The sequence below is a fragment of the Halorhabdus tiamatea SARL4B genome (genome assembly GCF_000470655.1).
Lineage (GTDB): Archaea > Halobacteriota > Halobacteria > Halobacteriales > Haloarculaceae > Halorhabdus > Halorhabdus tiamatea.
The window spans coordinates 767,189-783,030 of sequence record NC_021921.1; the positions used below are offsets into that span (position 1 = coordinate 767,189).

17 protein-coding genes are annotated in these 15,842 nt (G+C 63.2%); 14 read left to right on the plus strand and 3 right to left on the minus strand.

All coding sequences use genetic code 11. The features are described 5' to 3' along the window. The first annotated feature begins 2 nt into the window (after positions 1–2). The 10 genes from cheY to HTIA_RS04055 all read left to right on the plus strand — a co-directional run bounded on the left by cheY (position 3) and on the right by HTIA_RS04055 (position 9,648). Positions 3–362, plus strand: a complete 360-nt coding sequence (cheY, locus tag HTIA_RS04010; protein ID WP_008525647.1) for a chemotaxis protein CheY — start codon at positions 3–5, stop codon at positions 360–362. Next, positions 363–1,577, plus strand: a complete 1,215-nt coding sequence (locus HTIA_RS04015; RefSeq protein WP_008525648.1) for a chemotaxis protein CheC — start codon at positions 363–365, stop codon at positions 1,575–1,577. Further along, on the plus strand, positions 1,577–2,089 hold the full coding sequence (locus HTIA_RS04020) for a chemotaxis protein CheD (RefSeq protein ID WP_008525649.1): 513 nt from the start codon (positions 1,577–1,579) through the stop codon (positions 2,087–2,089). The genes HTIA_RS04015 and HTIA_RS04020 overlap by 1 nt, the downstream gene beginning before the upstream one ends. A 214-nt stretch (positions 2,090–2,303) precedes the next feature. Next, a complete protein-coding gene (locus HTIA_RS04025; RefSeq protein WP_008525650.1) occupies positions 2,304–4,046 on the plus strand; it encodes a FlaD/FlaE family flagellar protein in 1,743 nt (580 codons plus the stop codon). Beyond that, positions 4,030–4,485 (plus strand): flagellin, encoded by a 456-nt coding sequence (locus HTIA_RS04030; protein ID WP_008525651.1) that lies wholly within the window; start codon positions 4,030–4,032, stop codon positions 4,483–4,485. The genes HTIA_RS04025 and HTIA_RS04030 overlap by 17 nt, the downstream gene beginning before the upstream one ends. Further along, on the plus strand, positions 4,478–4,927 hold the full coding sequence (locus tag HTIA_RS04035) for a flagellin (RefSeq protein ID WP_008525652.1): 450 nt from the start codon (positions 4,478–4,480) through the stop codon (positions 4,925–4,927). The genes HTIA_RS04030 and HTIA_RS04035 overlap by 8 nt, the downstream gene beginning before the upstream one ends. Further along, entirely contained in the window at positions 4,924–5,688 is a 765-nt protein-coding gene (locus tag HTIA_RS04040) for an ATPase domain-containing protein (RefSeq protein WP_008525653.1), read from the plus strand. Before HTIA_RS04035 ends, HTIA_RS04040 begins: the two co-directional genes overlap by 4 nt. Positions 5,689–5,700: 12 nt before the next feature. After that, a complete protein-coding gene (locus HTIA_RS04045; RefSeq protein ID WP_008525654.1) occupies positions 5,701–7,374 on the plus strand; it encodes a type II/IV secretion system ATPase subunit in 1,674 nt (557 codons plus the stop codon). Further along, the gene (gene flaJ, locus HTIA_RS04050; protein ID WP_020936038.1) at positions 7,374–9,119 is read left to right on the plus strand and encodes an archaellar assembly protein FlaJ; all 1,746 of its coding nucleotides are present in this window, start codon (positions 7,374–7,376) and stop codon (positions 9,117–9,119) included. Before HTIA_RS04045 ends, flaJ begins: the two co-directional genes overlap by 1 nt. Before the next feature lie 97 nt (positions 9,120–9,216). After that, positions 9,217–9,648, plus strand: coding sequence for a DUF5807 family protein (locus tag HTIA_RS04055; protein ID WP_008525656.1), 432 nt, complete (start codon positions 9,217–9,219; stop codon positions 9,646–9,648). 28 nt (positions 9,649–9,676) lie between these two features. On the opposite strand, the gene HTIA_RS04060 is transcribed toward HTIA_RS04055, so the two are convergent. Together HTIA_RS04060 and HTIA_RS04065 are read right to left on the minus strand one after the other, a co-directional pair. Continuing rightward, entirely contained in the window at positions 9,677–9,925 is a 249-nt protein-coding gene (locus tag HTIA_RS04060; RefSeq protein ID WP_008525657.1) for a hypothetical protein, read from the minus strand. Positions 9,926–10,047: 122 nt separating this feature from the next. Beyond that, positions 10,048–11,532, minus strand: coding sequence for an MATE family efflux transporter (locus tag HTIA_RS04065; RefSeq protein WP_008525659.1), 1,485 nt, complete (start codon positions 11,530–11,532; stop codon positions 10,048–10,050). 403 nt (positions 11,533–11,935) lie between these two features. Here HTIA_RS04065 and HTIA_RS04070 point away from each other — a divergent pair, with 403 nt between their 5' ends. Continuing rightward, positions 11,936–12,529: a TetR/AcrR family transcriptional regulator gene (locus HTIA_RS04070; protein ID WP_008525661.1), complete on the plus strand. Its 594-nt coding sequence runs from the start codon at positions 11,936–11,938 to the stop codon at positions 12,527–12,529. 7 nt (positions 12,530–12,536) lie between these two features. On the opposite strand, the gene HTIA_RS04075 is transcribed toward HTIA_RS04070, so the two are convergent. Further along, positions 12,537–12,959, minus strand: coding sequence for a zinc ribbon domain-containing protein (locus HTIA_RS04075; protein ID WP_008525662.1), 423 nt, complete (start codon positions 12,957–12,959; stop codon positions 12,537–12,539). A gap of 358 nt (positions 12,960–13,317) precedes the next feature. Here HTIA_RS04075 and HTIA_RS04080 point away from each other — a divergent pair, with 358 nt between their 5' ends. The 3 genes from HTIA_RS04080 (at position 13,318) to HTIA_RS04090 (ending at position 15,808) form a co-directional block, all read left to right on the plus strand. Beyond that, positions 13,318–14,766, plus strand: coding sequence for a sulfatase (locus HTIA_RS04080; RefSeq protein WP_008525663.1), 1,449 nt, complete (start codon positions 13,318–13,320; stop codon positions 14,764–14,766). Further along, the gene (locus HTIA_RS04085) at positions 14,766–15,188 is read left to right on the plus strand and encodes a GtrA family protein (RefSeq protein ID WP_008525664.1); all 423 of its coding nucleotides are present in this window, start codon (positions 14,766–14,768) and stop codon (positions 15,186–15,188) included. Before HTIA_RS04080 ends, HTIA_RS04085 begins: the two co-directional genes overlap by 1 nt. 104 nt (positions 15,189–15,292) lie before the next feature. After that, entirely contained in the window at positions 15,293–15,808 is a 516-nt protein-coding gene (locus HTIA_RS04090) for a DUF7437 domain-containing protein (RefSeq protein ID WP_008525665.1), read from the plus strand. Positions 15,809–15,842: the final 34 nt, after the last annotated feature.

A 15,842-nucleotide genomic window follows, 5' to 3' on the forward strand; every position in this document is an offset into this window, starting at 1 on the left:
CCATGCCAGAAGTATTGATCGCGGACGACTCGGAGTTCATGCGGAACCTGCTGCGGGAAATTTTAGAGGAAGACCACCAGATCGTCGGCGAGGTCGAGAACGGCGTCGAGGCCGTCGAGGCTTACAAGGAGAACGAACCCGACCTCGTGATGATGGACATCGTGATGCCGATTCGGGACGGCATCGAGGCGACCGACGAGATCAAGTCCGCGAACCCCAACGCGAACGTCATCATGTGCACGAGTGTCGGCCAGGAGGAGAAGATGAAAGAGGCCGTCAAGGCGGGGGCCGACGGGTACATCACCAAGCCCTTCCAGAAGCCAAGTGTGATGGAAGCTATCGAAGACGTCGTCCCCGCATAGATGCACGTCGACATCCAGTCGCTGGGGACGTTCAATCAACTCGCCCACGAGGGGGCGACCCAGGCGACGGCGTCGATGTCCCAGATGACGGGGATCGACGCCGACGTCGACGTGACCCAGATCACGCTCATGGACCGGGCCGACGTCGGCGAGGCGCTGGCCGAGCAGGCCTTCGTCGGCGTCGAGTTCGACTTCGAGGGGGCGCTGTCGGGTCAGACAGCACTGGTGCTCGATCGGGCGTGCAGTGAGACGTTGACGGATGCGCTGTTGCCCGGTGACGGCGGCGAGGAGATGGCACAGAGTGGCGTCGAGGAGATCGGCAACATCATGATGAGTGGCTTCATCGACGGGTGGGCCGACTATCTCGAGACCACGATCGAACACTCTCCGCCGAAATACGTCGAGGGGGTCGGCCGGGAGATCCTCCCGACGTCGGAGGACGCCGCGGCCGACGATCAAGTGTTCGTCTTCAAAAGCGAGATCGAGTGGGTCGAGGAGTCCGTCGACTTCTACATCTACATGTTGCCCGACCAGGACTCGCTGACGGAACTGATGGCGGACCATGCAGACAACGAGGGCGACGCCATCCCGGTCGACAAACTCCACGTGTTCAACCGGATGACCAAGGAGGGCACGAGACAGGCCGCCGAGAACGTCTCGATGATGACCGGCATCGACGTACAAGCGGAAGTCTCCCAGATCAACTTCGCCCGGGTTGAGGACGTCCCGAAGCAGGTCGGGACCGATCGGTACGTCGGGACAGCCGTCGAGTTTACCGGTCTCCCGAGTGGCTTTTTGCTCGTCCTCTTCGACGAGACGTCGGCGAAGAACGCGGCCGAGGCGCTGATGCCGACCGCCGTCGAGGGCGAGGGACTCACCGACCAGCACACGGCGGCCATCGAGGAGCTTGGCAACATCATGACCAGCGGGTTCGTCGACGGCTGGGCGAACGTCCTCCAGACGTCCGTCGATCACACGCCACCGCGACTGGTCCAGGACATGGGGCGGGCGATCATCGATCCGCTGGCGGCACAGGTCGGCCAGCACCAGGATCACGCCTTCGTCATCGACTCCCGGATGCGAACGGAGGACGTCGAGTTCGAGAGCGAGATCTACGCGTTGCCAAACGACGAAGAACTCCGGGAAGCGCTCGAGACGCTGGCGGTCGAACGGGCCGATGAAACCGACGCGGATCCCGAGGAACTCTTCCAGTGATGAAGGTCTACGACGGATCGGAGGGCCAGGAGAGTACGCCAGAGCGTATCAAGGTCGGGATCGCCGAGTACGACGTCTCGACGAACGGCGCGACACTGTCGACCAGCGGGCTCGGTTCCTGCATCGGGGTTGCGCTCCACGACGAGGAGTCGAGCGTCTCGGGACTGGTCCACGTGATGCTCCCGGCTGCCGAGGAAGTCGACGGCGGCAACCCCGCGAAGTTCGCCGACACCGGCGTCGAGACGCTGGTCGAGGAACTCGAGGCCCACGGAGCCGATCGGTCGACCATGGAAGCGAAGATCGCCGGCGGGAGCGACATGCTCGACTTCTCGAAGAACGGGTCGGGCATCGGCCTCCGGAACGCGAACGTCGTCGAAGAAACCCTCTCTGCCCTCGACATCCCGATCGTCGGCGAGGATGTCGGCGGTGATCACGGCCGCTCGATCAAACTCGAGGGCGATACCGGCGACCTGATCGTCACGAGTGCAAACCGCGAGTCGAAACGGCTCTGAGACAGGTCCGAAACTCGTCAGGATATCCGGTCGAAGCGTCAACCACGTGTCCGTTCCAAGTTTCGATACCAGGAGATCCCTGGTCGGGTCTGACCGAAATCCACGAGGCGTCAGACGCTATTTTCCGATGGACTGGCGTGAATGAAACAGTCAATTATCATATATGATACTCTTAACGGTACATTGAAGGGCGCGTGCGCGGATATTACTCGTAATGAATGCGCTCTCGTTGCTCCAGTCGGGGACGGCTCTCGAGGGGGTAAGCCGGACTCTGCTGGACGCTACGGGCGGCGGGGTCGTCGAGTCGGTCGGGTCGCTGCCGGCCGAGCCGCTCGTCGTCGCCGTCCTGACCACGAGCGTCGTCGGAATGAGTATTCGGTCGGTTTTCGACTCGATCCTCTCGGAAGACGAAGACGAGAGCGGGGCTATCGACGATGGCGACGACGACGGGCTGATGCCCGAGGAGGGTGGCGACGACCTCGACGACCTGGGCGGGGGCTTCGGCGGTGGCGGCGAGGAGTTCGGCGACTTCGAGGACGACGAGTTCGGCGATATGGACGCCGGCGCGGACAACGACGAACTCGAACACCGGCTCGACGAACTCGAAACCGAAGTCGGCAGTCTCTCCTCGACGGTCAACACGGTCCGTAACGAGAACGAGCAGATCTCCGAGACGGTCGACGACGTCGAGGAGAACGTCCGCAAACTGCTCGACATCTACGAGATGGTGACTCGCGGGGTCAACCCCTTCGCCGACGACATCGACGCCGGCGGCTTCGGTGGGCCTGGCGAGGACTCCTTTGGCCTGTTCGACGACGGCGGCGACCAGTCCGAAGAGGGCGACCTCGACGAGGACATCGCTAACGCCGACGCAGAGGGCTTCTTCGACGAGGACCTCGTCGAGGACGACGACGATCTCGAAGCAGACGCCGACGTCGGCGACGTCCTCGGGACGGACGAGGACGACGGCGGCGTCGAAGACGCTTTCGAGGACGATTTCGACGACGACTTCGGCGAGAGCGAGGATGACTTCGGGATGGACGACGGCGGATTCGACGAGGACTTCGAGACAGACGACGAGACTGCAGGCGAAGACGACGGCGGCGAGGGCGGAAAGTCCTTTGCGGAACTCAAAGACGAGTACGAGTCGGGCGACGCCGACTGGGCAGAAGGGGAAGACGGCGAGGAGCCGGACGACGCCCTCGACGGCGAGAGCTTCGACGAGGAGACGGAAGACGACCCGCTTGCGGAAGAAGACGACTTCGAGATGGCCACGGACGATGCTGACGAATCGGGCGACGGACTCGCCGACGACGAACTGTTCGATACCGTCATCGAGGACGAAGCGAGCGACGGGAGCGTCGACGAGACCGCCGAGGAGACAGACGCGGGTGAGGAGGCGACCACCGACGAAGAGGCGACTACCGACGAAGAGGCGACTACCGACGAAGAGGCGACCACGATGGCGGAAGCCACTGTCGAGGAGGAACCGGGCACGGACGATGCCGAGTCCGAACAGGAAGCCCTCACGGCGACGGCCGATGCAGACGCCACGGCCGAACCGGAAACGACCGAGGCGGCAGAGGCCGAAACAGCAGAGGCGGGAGAGACGGACGACGGAAAACCGTACCTCACAGATCTCCCGGACGGGTTCATCGCCGACCTGATCGTCGTCGAGTGGCTCGAGTTCCTGGTTGAGGACGTCGGCGTGCGGGCGACCGCGGAGGCCATCGACTACTACGAGCGCATCGACTGGATCGACGGGGAAGTCGCCGATCAGTTACAGGCCTACCTCAAGGGCTTCGAGGAGGGTGGCGAGTCCGCGAGCCTGACGATCGACCACCACACCAGAAGTCTGCGGTACGTGAGCCAGCTCGACGGCGGCGGTGCGGAATCCGTCGCGCTGCAGCAGTTGCCACGCCAGACCGGAGGTGGTCCGGATGGGATTCAGCGTTAGCGGCTCGGCCGCGATCCTTCTGGTGGCGTTTTTCGTCGCCTTCGGGACGTTCTACAGTGCCGCATCGAACTCGATGGAGACGGTCAACGAGGCACGCTCGGCGGCCCAGGACGACCTGCTGACCCAACAGAACACGGCGATCAACCTGACAGACGTGACAGTGGCGTTTAACGTCTCCGGGAACCAGCGGTACTACGTGAACGCGACCGTCGAGAACACCGGGGCGACGGGGTTAGACGTCGAGGACACCGACTTCCTCCTCGACGGACGCTTACAGACGTCGTTTCTGGATCGAGCGGTCGACGGCGACAGCTCGACTGACGTCTGGGCGACGGGCCAACGACTGACCGCGAACATGACCACCGATACCCAGCCCGACCGACTCAAGGTCGTTAGCGGGCCAGGTGTCGCCGACGCGGAGGTGGGTCTGAGTGGCTAGCGTCTCGGCCTCCCATCTGATCATCTTCATCGCGAGCATCCTCGTCGCGGCCAGCGTCGCGGGGACGATCACGAGCACGGTCGGCCAACTCAGCGGCGCGGTCGACGATCTCGGGGTGGACGCCAGCCAGGAGGTCCGGACCGAGGTCGAGATCATCAGCGACAGCGGTGCGGGAGTCTACGACGTCGACGGCAACGGCAACATCACGTTGTACGTCAAAAACACCGGCTCCCAGCGGCTGCCGGCCGACAAGGTGGGAATAGACGTGCTGGTCGACGGTCGCTACTGGACCGACGTGAGCATGACCGTCGTCGACAGTGACAGCTGGCGGCCAGGGACCGTTGTCCGGATGGAAATCGCGGCCCCGGACCTCGCCAGTGGCGATCACCGCGTCCAGGTGACGATCAACGGCGACAGGGAGGTGTTCGAGTTCAACACATGAGCATCGCAACCACGGACCTGTACTCGCTCGGACTCGACGAACGCGACAGGTTGAACAAGGAACTCGGTGGCGGCATCCCACCCGGCAGCATCGTCCTCGTCGAAGGGGACTACGGGGCCGGGAAATCAGCCATGAGCCAGCGGTTTAGCTACGGCCTCTGTGAAGAAGGCCAGACGGTCACGATGCTCTCGACGGAACTGACAGTCGGGAGTTTCCTCGATCAGATGCACAGTTTAGACTACGGGATGGTCGAACACATCCTCGACGAGAACCTGCTGTTCCTCCACGCCGACATCGGCGACTCGAACACCTTCCGGGGCGGTGATGACGACGAGAGCGACCGGATGGACCTGCTCAAACGCCTGATGGAGGCCGAAGTGATGTGGGAGACCGACGTCATCATCATCGACACCTTCGACGCCATCCTCCGGAACGATCCGAAGTTCGAGGCCCTGGTGCGCCAGAACGAGGAACGCCAGGCAGCCCTGGAGATCATCAGCTTCTTCCGGGACGTCATCGCCGAGGGGAAGGTCATCATGCTCACGGTCGACCCCTCGACGCTGGACGAGGACGCGATCGGCCCGTTCCGGGCGATCGCCGACGTCTTCCTCGAACTCGAGATGGTCGAGGTCGGCAACGACGTCCGCCGACAGATCTCGGTGAAACGCTTCGCCGGCATGGGCGAACAGGTCGGGGACACGATCGGCTACTCCGTCCGTTCGGGGACGGGCATCGTCATCGAATCACGCAGCGTCGCCTAACGAGGACTACACATGACAGATCACGGCAGACCCAAACCGTCGGACGAACTCCGCCAGCACGCCGCCAGACGGCCGCACCTCCGTGATCACCTCCAGAAGTTCAAGCAGATCACCGGCGAGTTCCCGATGTTCGTCGAGGAGGCCGACGGGGAGTACGAGACCAATCGGCCGAACATACTCTATCCCGTCGGCGGCCCGATCTACACCCACATCTACGGCGACATCGGCCAGGATATCAAGTACTACGCGATCGAACCCGAACTCGCCGACGACGAGCGGACGGTCTTCGAGAAGGTCCGCAACCGGCTGCTCGAACGCAGCGTGATGAAGCCCGCGCCGAGCGAGGAAGCCGAGTACGACGACCGGATCGAGGAACTCCTCCAGGAGACGACCCGGGTCAAGAACCGCGAGAGCGGCAACGGCGTCATGAGCCGGCTCGGCGACATCACCAACCTCGGGAAGGTCGACGTCACCGAGGAGACCTACGAGAACATCCGCTACCGGCTGAATCGGGACATCGTCGGGCTGGGACCCCTGGAGCCGGTGATGCGCGATCCGGCCAACGAGGACATCCACGTCATCGGTCCCCACGAGTGTTACGTCGATCACTCCGTCTACAGCCTCATCAAGACGACCGTAGACTTCGGCGAGGACGGCCAGTACGAGCAGTGGCTGCGCAACATGGGCGAGCGGATCGGCGACCCCGTCTCCGACAGCGATCCGATCATCGACTCGACGCTGCCAGACGGCTCGCGTATCAACATCATCTACTCCGACGACGTCTCGCTGAAGGGACCCTCCCTGACCATCCGCCAGGGCGACGAGGTGCCCCTCTCGATCTTCCAGATCACGAAGTGGGGCACACTTTCCCCCGAGCTCGCTGCCTATCTCTGGCTCGCTCTCGAAAACGAGCAGACGGTGTTCGTCGTCGGGGAGACGGCGTCGGGGAAGACGACGACGTTGAACTCCATCATGTCGTTCATCCCGCGTGACTCTAAAATCTACACCGCCGAGGACACCTCCGAAGTCCTGCCGCCACACGACACCTGGCAGCAACTCCTGACCCGCGAGGGCGACGACGAAGGGACCGACGTCGACATGTTCGACCTCGTCGCGGCCGCCCTCCGATCGCGGCCAGACTACATCATCGTGGGCGAGGTTCGTGGCGAGGAGGGCCGGATGGCCTTCCAGGCCGCCCAGACGGGTCACCCGGTCATGCTGACGTTCCACGCCAGCGACATCGTCTCGATGATCCAGCGCTTCACGGGCGACCCGATCAACGTCCCCGAGACGTTCATGGACAACGCCGACATCGCACTGTTCCAGAACCGGGTCAAGCAGGGCGACGACGTCCTCCGTCGGGTGACTTCCGTCCAGGAGATCGAGGGCTACTCCAAGGAGATGGACGGCGTCGTCACCCGCCAGAGCTTCTACTGGGACCCCGTCGAGGACGAGATCGTCTTCCAGGGGATGAACAACTCCTTCGTCCTCGAAGAGCAGATCGCGACGCTGCTTGGCTACGAGGACACGCGTGACATCTACGACGACCTGCAGTTCCGGGCGAACATCATCAAGCGGGCGATCCAGGAGAACGTCCTGGGCTACCACGAGGTCAACGAGTTGATCGAGAACTTCCAACGGGACGGCGTCGAGGGACTGCCCTTCGACATCCACCGCCAAGACTGATGGCCTCCGAAGAAGCCACGCTCGATCTGACGATTTCGGGCACGATCGCGTCGTTGCTCGAGTCCTACCGCCGGATGGGGATCCCGATCCAGCGATACCTGCTCGGGATCCTCCTGCCGGCGGTGGCCTTCTTCCTGGCGACGGTCGGGGTGGCACTGCTAGTGAACCTGCCGCTGGCGATCAAAGTGCCCTTCCCGCTGCTCGGGTTGCTCCTGCTCGGGGCTGCGGTCTTCTATCCCAAGGTGCGACTCTCCCAGCGCAAGCAGGCGCTGAACAACCGGTTTCACCTCATGGTCACCCATATGACGGTGCTGTCGACGACCAAGATCGACCGCATGGAGGTCTTCCGGGCGCTCGCCGAGGAGGAGGAGTACGGCGAACTCGCCACGGAGATGGGGCGGGTCGTCGAACTGGTCGACACCTGGAACCTGAGCCTCGACGACGCGTGTCGGCGGCGGGCGAAGGAAGTCCCCAGCGATGCGCTCTCGGATTTCTTCGATCGGCTCGCCTACACGATGGGGGCGGGCCAGCGCCTCGACGACTACCTGCTCTCCGAGCAGGACATGATCATCGAGAACTACAAGACCGTCTACGAGGGGACACTCGGCAACCTCGCGGTGATGAAAGACCTCTACCTGTCGATGATCCTCTCGATGACGTTCGCGCTGGTGTTCGCCGTCGTCCTCCCGATCCTGACCGGAACGAACCCGATGATGACCGTCAGCGCCGTCATCGTCCTCTTTATTTTCGTCCAGACTGGCTTCTTCGTCGCGATCCGGTCGCTGGCCCCCTACGACCCGGTCTGGTACCATCCCGAGGAGATTACCTCGCCGATGGACCGCCGGATCAACGTCAGCTTTGCCGTCGGCGTCGTCCTCACGCTCGTCTTCGGGTTCATCAGCTTCGGCGGGTTCGCCGGGGTCAGCCCGATCACGCTCAACATGATATTCTTCTTCTGGGATCCGGTTCCACTGTCGATTTACGCGGTCTTCCCGATCACGCCGCTGCTCATCCCCGGGCTCGTGATCCGCCAGGAGGAACAGAAGATCAAGGCCCGCGACCAGGAGTTCCCAAGTTTCATCCGTGCGCTGGGCTCGACAGAGGGGGCCAAACAATCGACGACGGGCGCGGTCCTCGAATCCCTTCGGGAGAAGGAGTTCGGGCCACTGTCGGAGAACATCGACAACCTCTATAAGCGCCTCAACATGCGGATCGAGCCAGAGAAAGCCTGGCGACACTTCACCGCCGAGTCCCGATCGTATTTGATCCAGACGTTCAGCGAGATGTACCTCATCGGCCGGAAGATGGGCGGTAGTCCCAAACAGCTCGGCGAACTCATCAGCGAGAACATGAACGAGGTCCTGCAGTTGCGCCAGCAGCGCGACCAGGAGACGACGACTCTAATCGGCGTGCTCTATGGCATCTCCGCGGCCGCGACGTTCGCCTTCTTCATCGGCCTGCAGGTCGTCAACATCCTCTCACAGATGAGCCTCGACCTCCAGACGGGCTCGACCAACTTCGAGGTCGGGTCGCTCATCCACACCTCGGTCTATGAGATCCCGGTCATCGAGTTCCTACTCATCACCGTCGTGATCTTCAACGCCCTGCTGTCCGCCCTGATGATCCGGACGACCGACGGCGGACACAAGCTCAACAGCTACATGCACTTCGTCGCGCTGTCGTGGATCGGGGCGCTGGTCGCGATATTCACGAAGTTCGTCGTCTCCAGCGTCATCAGCATTTGATCGCGCCAGTCGGACACTATCGCGCTGGATTGACCCCGGACTTTCCCGTGAGCGCCCGGATCACGTTCCTTTTGGCCCTCGACGACCTCCATGAGGTATGACCGATCGTACGGAGTTCCTTGCGGGCGAGCGCCCCGAGGACGTCGCCTTCTTTCTCCACGCGGACAGCGTCTCGAACCCCGACGCACTCGACGAGCACGCAGAGACCGTCGACAACGGCGTCGTCCTCGTCCTCCCGGGCGAGAAAGGGAGAAGCGCGTTCCAGTCAGTCGTGGGGATGGACCCGATGGGGCTGGCCCAGCAGGCGATGGACACGCCGGGCGAGATCGAGGACGACCTGACCGGCGGCGTCTGTCCGGCCGCGGAGGACGATCCCGAAGCCGACCACACCGTCCAGTTCGTCTTCGCGTTCGCCGAATCACAGAACGAGGACGTCGGTGGGCTCTACGCCGAGGGTGACGTGATCCACGCCTACGCCGTCTGTTCCTGCGGGGAGACCTACAGCGAGAAGTGGGTCGCTGCGGAGTGACGGCCTGGAGACGCTTCGAGACCAGCGGTCACACCGCCGCGAGGTAGGCGAGCCAGTAGAGGACGCCGGTCGCGCCGGCCCCGGCGATGACGACCGCCGGGACAGTCCGTCCTTCTTCGGCGTGAAGCTGATAGCCCCAGTAAACTGCGAGCAACCCGACGATCGGCAGGACAAAGAGCGAGATCGCGGCTGCGACGATTCCGCCCCAGAAGTACAGCCGCCCGTCCTCGTTCGCGTCCCTGAACCACGACCGTCCCGATTCAGTAGTTTCGTCCATCGAACAAGCGCTGGAACAACTAACCGGTGAGTAAATATAAATCTGCTGTGGCCCCGGAAGCACCTTGGCGGGGTAGCGGTGGGAGAGACCACCTCGCGGGGTAGCGGTGGGAGAGACCCGGATCAGTCGTCCGTCGGGGTCGGCTCGGTCGCGATCCCGTCGGTACTGATCGTCGCCTCCGTGAGAGAGCCGTCACGCCAGGTCCCGCGTCGATACCACAGGTGGGCGATGACCGCGCCGGCGACGTTCGAGACGGCAAAGGAGAGCCAGATCCCGGGTTCGCCGACCTCGCTAGCTCCGACCCAGGCGACCGGGAACCGGATCACCCCGAGCGTCACGACGGAGATCGCCGCGGCTGTCAGCGTCTCGCCAGCCCCGCGGAAACTCCCCGTGTATGCCCGCAAGATACCGATGAACCCGAACGTCAGCGCGACATACCGCAGGAATTCGGTCCCGGTGGCGATCACCGCGTCGGCGTTGTCCTGGCCGGCCCCGACGAACACGGAGACGATCGGTTCGGGCATGACGAAGACGACGAGTCCGACGACCGAGAGGACGCCGAACAGGACCGTCGCGGCGAGTCTAGTCGCCCGCTGGGCGCGCGCCGGCTTGTTCGCGCCGATGTTCTGGCCGGTCATCGTCTCGACGCCGCGGGCCACGGCGGTCGCCGGCAGGAACACGACCGAGAAGACACGCGTCCCGATCCCGTAGGCCGCGACCACCGGGTCCGAGAACGTCGCGACGACGAACAGAAGCAGGTTCATCGACAGCGCACGACCGGTCCCCTCGATCGACGCGGGCAGTCCGATCCGAACGAGTCGGCGGACGTAGGTGAGGTCAGGTACCATATCCCGGAGGTGGATTTCGAGCCCGCGCGTCCCCCGAAACATGATCGCGAGGCCGACGACGAGCGCGAGCGATCGGGAGAACACCGTCGCGACGGCCGCCCCTTGAATGCCGAGTTCCGGGAACGAGACCGTCCCGACGAGGGGGGCGTTCTCGACGACGGTCCACCCGAAGATCAGGAACGGGTCGATGACGATGTTGACGACGACCGATCCGAACATGACGACCATCGGCGTGATCGTGTCGCCGTACCCGCGCATGAGGGAGATGAAGACCGTAAAGCCGAACATGAACACCAGCCCCAGCGAGATGACCTCCATGTAGCTGGTCGCCCGCGGCAGTACGGACGCCGAGGCCCCCATGATCGCGAGGAACTCGTCGACGAAGAGATACCCGGCCCCACCCAGCAGGAGTGAGGCGAGGACGGCGAAGGTGACCGTCTGGGAGGCCGCGTACTCGGCCTCGCGGGGTTTGCCCGCACCGGTGTACTGGGCGACGAGGATGCTCCCGGCGACAGAGATGCCCATCCCCAGGGAGATGACCAGAAAGACCATCGGGAACGCGAAACTGATCGCCGCCAGCGCGTCGGTACTGTACTGGCCCAGCCAGAACGTGTCCGCGAGGTTGTAGGCCGTCTGGAAGAGGTTCGTGACGACAATCGGCAACGACAGGAGGAACAGCGGCTTGCCGATGGATCCCGCGGTGAGGTCGAACTCCTCGGGGCCTTTGAAGAGCGCGCCCAACCGGCTGCGAACGCCCATTATCGTCCCCCAGCGGACAGCCCGGTTCGTCGGTCCCGGCCAGCCCGTCGAGCACTGAACCCGTCAGGAGTTACCTCCGCCAGCCACCTCAACGAGGTGTCCCGGGAACCCGCCGGGAGAGCTGCGAGGGGGACGGCGTCCGTGGGCGGGCCGGGGAAGCCAACGGAACGAGCGTCGTCGACTCGGCGATACGTCGTGTCAAAATGATATTGGATGAAGTCAGCTACGATCACGGTAGATACCGAACTTACTGACTAGTTAGTCAAAAACCTTTGGAAGTGAGCGAAAATTTACAGGGCAAAACAGATACCGCGGGAGAGAACTATTCTCGGTGAAATATAGGTGGGCCGGCGCTGATGTTCGAGTCAAAAGTATTAATTGCGACCCGACGAAGATACGGACGATGGTCGACCCGCTCGAACGGTCGTTCTCGGAGACAGACGAGGAGATCATGCGCGGGACCTATCGGGCGTTGCGCGAACACGGGTACGCGGACCTGACGATCGAGCAGATCGCCGACGAGTACGGCAAGTCGACGGCCGCGATTCACTACCACTACGACACGAAAGACGACCTGCTCGCGGCGTTTTTGGACTACGTGATCGACCAGTTCGTCAGCACGATCCACGAGGTCGAGACGACAGACCCCGCGGAACGACTGGACCTGTTGCTCGACAAACTGCTGGTCGACCCGGAAGACCACCAGGACTTCCTGATCGCGCTACTGGAGATGCGAAGCCAGGCCCCCTACAAGGAAGCCTTCGGGGAGCGATTTCGACAGAACGACGAGTACGTCCGGTACCTCTTAGAGACGGTAATCGACCACGGTGCCAAGAAGGGCGTCTTCGCCGACGTCGACTCCGAACACGTGGCGCGGGCGATCATGACGATCGTCGACGGGGCCCGAACCCGAGCCGTCATCCACGACGAGACCGAGGCGCTCGCGACGGCGCGCCGGGCGGTCGAGGAATACGTCGACGCGGTGCTGTTCGAGTGAGACCCGATCAGGGCTCTTTCGCCGGTTGGTCGGCCGGAGTAGGGCGATCGAGTTCAGCCGAACACCACGGACAGAACGAGAGTGTCTCGTCGAGTTCTTTCCCACAACTCGGACAGCGAGTCAGGGGTTCGTCCGGCTCGGCAGCCTGTGCGTCGAGAATGTTCTCCGCCCGCGCCAGGACGTACGCGTCGAGGACAGAAAGCAGACTCACGACGAAGACCGGCCAGGCAGCCAGGGGATTCGAAAGTGTACCGGCCGCGAGGGACTCGGCCACAGCCGGATCCACGAAGAACAGCCCGACGCCGATTGCGACGGCGAGCCAGCCCACCGCCCGACGGAAACGCCGTAAGTAGAGGTGGCCGAGCCCAGTGACGAACGCCGAGAGGACGGCCGCCAGCCAGGGACGCTTTCGGTCGATCGACTGTCGCATAGTAGTTACTGAACGGTTAGTCAGCCATAAATCTTCTTCTCAGCAGGCCGCAGCGTTCGGTTCGAAAGCTGACAACACGCCAGAGAGACGGCGACTGCCTGGCTACGCGAGAGGAGTGTTTCGAACCGTGTGAGAGACATACGCGCACGGTCAGTGTGAGACCATCACGCGCAAGAAGTGGCCATAGCAGGTATCATAAGCCTAAAGAAGACGACTGACCGTTGAATATATACTGTGGAAATGGCGTCCACGCGCCGACACCGATGCGGCTCACGGGGGACTCAAGTGGGTTCGCTGGCGTGCCGATCGTCGTGGCGAGAAGAGACTCGGTTGGGAATACGGGGGCGACGATAGACAGATGGAAGCCGAACGCGCCCCGTCGAACGTCGTGTTGGTCACGATCGACTCGCTGCGGGCGGACGCGATCGGCGCGTACGACGACGACCGGCACACGCCAGTGATGGACGGGATCGCCGAGCGTGGAACTGTCTTCGAGCACGCCTTCGCGAACGGGAACTGGACGCCGTTCTCGTTCCCGTCGATGCTCGCCTCCCGGCCTGTCTTCGCCGATTCGGATCGAGTCGGGATCACCGACTCGCCGTCGCTCGCGTCGGTACTTTCCGAGGCGGGCGTCGCGACGGCCGGGTTCAACGCCGCGAACGGGTTTCTGACGTCCCAGTGGGGCTACGACGAGGGCTTCGAGGCGTTCGAGCCGTTCGTCGCCAGCGTCGGTTCGAGCATCTACAGCCGGTACCTGGCGACCCACCCGACGGTCGAGGCGTGGCTCCAGCTCGCGGCCTCGCCGTTCCGGCGCGTCGGGTCCTGGCTCCGGCGGGAGACCGACGACCGACCGTTCCTGGACACCTCCCGGATGTTCGACGTCGAACACGCCGCCAAGTCGTTCATCGAGGACACAGAAGAGCCGTTCTTCCTCTGGATCCACTACATGGACGCCCACACGCCGTACGTCCCGGCACCGCGGTACATCCGTGAGGTATCCAGCGACCTGTTCGGGACCCACCGGATGTTCCAGGCCCACGTCCGGACCGGACTCGGCTGGGAGGTCGGCGACCGGACCCTGAACGACCTCCGGACGCTGTATCAGGCAGCCGTCCGGCAGATCGACGCCAGCGTGGGTCGGCTCCTGGAGACGCTATCGGCGACTGGTCTCGACGACGAGACGGCCGTCGTCGTCGCTGGCGATCACGGCGAGGAGTTCCAGGAACACGGTCACCTCGCCCACTACCCGAAGCTCTACGACGAGTTGATCCACGTCCCGCTGCTCGTCGACGCCCCGGACGCGCCGGCCCACCGTATCGATCGGCAGGTTGGCCTCGACGCGATCCCGCCGACGGTGACCGATCTCCTCTCGGTGGACGCTCATCCGGCGTGGGAAGGGCAGTCGCTCGTTCCGACGGTCCTCGACGGCGAGCCGCCAGCAGACGAACCGATCGTCTCGATCACTGTCCGCGGCGAAGAGGTAACGAGCCAGCCGATCCCGCGATCGCTGTCGGACGGCGACTTACTCGTCAGCGTCCGGGACCGGGAGTGGACGTACATCGAGAACGTCGATACGGGGGGGACGGAGCTGTATCACCGCCCGTCAGATCCGGGCCAGCAGGACGATCGATCGGCCGATCTCGGTGAGGAGGGCAGAGAGGTCGTCGAGCGCTTCGCCGGCATCGTCGACGACCACGCGAGGAGGATTCGCGAGCCCACGGCGGAGACGGGCGAATCGGACGAAAGCGAAGACGCGGACGTCGACGAAGACCTACAGACGCGCCTGGAAGCGCTGGGTTATCGGTGATGCTCCGGTCGACGCTCAGGGCACTCTACAGCGGCCCATACGCGAAACTCCTCCGGCGGTTCTTCGTCGTCGGGTCGTTCGCGGCCGGCGTCCAGATGGTGTTGCTCTGGCTGTTCGTCGAAATCGGGAATCTGAACTACCTGCTGGGAGCCGTGATTGCTATCGAACTCACGATCGTCCTGTCGTACGTCCTCAACAACGCCTGGACGTTTCAGACGATGCAAAACACCGGCGGCGTCGAGTACCTCCAGGGCCTTCTCAAGACGAACGTCGTCCGCGGGACAGCGATCCCGATCCAGCTCGGCGTGCTCTTCGTCCTGGTGGAGTGGGTCACCGTTCCGTACCTGCTCGCCAACGCCGTCGCCATCGGGATCAGCGGGCTCTACCGGTTCGCGCTCGACACCCATTGGACGTGGGGCTGATCAGGACTGTCCGCGCCAACGCGGACGAGTAGATGACTCTAGTCGTTGGACGGCTAATGACCCATCCACAACGCTTATTGCAAATTGTCTACAACTAGCAGATAATGGCGACAACGGAGACTGACTGGAATAGGCCGCTCGATACTGGCGGAGCGGCGTTCGATCTACTCAGAAACGCCCGGAAAGCGTGGATCTATACATATATTCGCCATCACTCGGAGACGACGATCGACGAAATCGTCGACCCGATAGGGGTTCCACAGCGGACAGTCTACGACTACGTCAACGATCTCGAAACTGCGGGATTTATCGACCAATCGAACGACGGACGACCGGCGACCTACGTCGCCCGTGAGATTGATATCCAATTAGTGGAAGGCGATGCCGAGCGGGAGATCACCGCCGAGTTGATCGAAGCTATCGCACGTCGCGAAAAAGACGAAGACATCGATACGTACATCGAACGCCATGGTCTCGACGGGCTCGCAGTCGCTCTCGAATACGCCCGCGAATACGTCGACGGATCACTCACACATCGAATCATGGCCCGAGAACAGGACATCTCGCCGTTAGAGGCCGGAATCATTCTAGATGCCCTTCGAGATATCGTTCAGGACTGATCGGGGATGGGTGACGAAGAACGGGTATTCGTCG

Bases quoted from the DNA above. Each gene is read 5' to 3' on its own strand.
- HTIA_RS04080 (WP_008525663.1), top strand. From the start codon at position 13,318: ATGGAAGCCGAACGCGCCCCGTCGAACGTCGTGTTGGTCACGATCGAC.
- HTIA_RS04015 (WP_008525648.1), top strand. From the start codon at position 363: ATGCACGTCGACATCCAGTCGCTGGGGACGTTCAATCAACTCGCCCAC.
- HTIA_RS04045 (WP_008525654.1), top strand. From the start codon at position 5,701: ATGACAGATCACGGCAGACCCAAACCGTCGGACGAACTCCGCCAGCAC.
- HTIA_RS04030 (WP_008525651.1), top strand. From the start codon at position 4,030: ATGGGATTCAGCGTTAGCGGCTCGGCCGCGATCCTTCTGGTGGCGTTT.
- HTIA_RS04090 (WP_008525665.1), top strand. From the start codon at position 15,293: ATGGCGACAACGGAGACTGACTGGAATAGGCCGCTCGATACTGGCGGA.
- HTIA_RS04075 (WP_008525662.1), bottom strand. From the start codon at position 12,959: ATGCGACAGTCGATCGACCGAAAGCGTCCCTGGCTGGCGGCCGTCCTC.
- HTIA_RS04040 (WP_008525653.1), top strand. From the start codon at position 4,924: ATGAGCATCGCAACCACGGACCTGTACTCGCTCGGACTCGACGAACGC.
- HTIA_RS04020 (WP_008525649.1), top strand. From the start codon at position 1,577: ATGAAGGTCTACGACGGATCGGAGGGCCAGGAGAGTACGCCAGAGCGT.
- cheY (WP_008525647.1), top strand. From the start codon at position 3: ATGCCAGAAGTATTGATCGCGGACGACTCGGAGTTCATGCGGAACCTG.
- HTIA_RS04065 (WP_008525659.1), bottom strand. From the start codon at position 11,532: ATGGGCGTTCGCAGCCGGTTGGGCGCGCTCTTCAAAGGCCCCGAGGAG.
- HTIA_RS04070 (WP_008525661.1), top strand. From the start codon at position 11,936: ATGGTCGACCCGCTCGAACGGTCGTTCTCGGAGACAGACGAGGAGATC.
- HTIA_RS04060 (WP_008525657.1), bottom strand. From the start codon at position 9,925: ATGGACGAAACTACTGAATCGGGACGGTCGTGGTTCAGGGACGCGAAC.
- HTIA_RS04025 (WP_008525650.1), top strand. From the start codon at position 2,304: ATGAATGCGCTCTCGTTGCTCCAGTCGGGGACGGCTCTCGAGGGGGTA.
- HTIA_RS04085 (WP_008525664.1), top strand. From the start codon at position 14,766: ATGCTCCGGTCGACGCTCAGGGCACTCTACAGCGGCCCATACGCGAAA.
- flaJ (WP_020936038.1), top strand. From the start codon at position 7,374: ATGGCCTCCGAAGAAGCCACGCTCGATCTGACGATTTCGGGCACGATC.
- HTIA_RS04055 (WP_008525656.1), top strand. From the start codon at position 9,217: ATGACCGATCGTACGGAGTTCCTTGCGGGCGAGCGCCCCGAGGACGTC.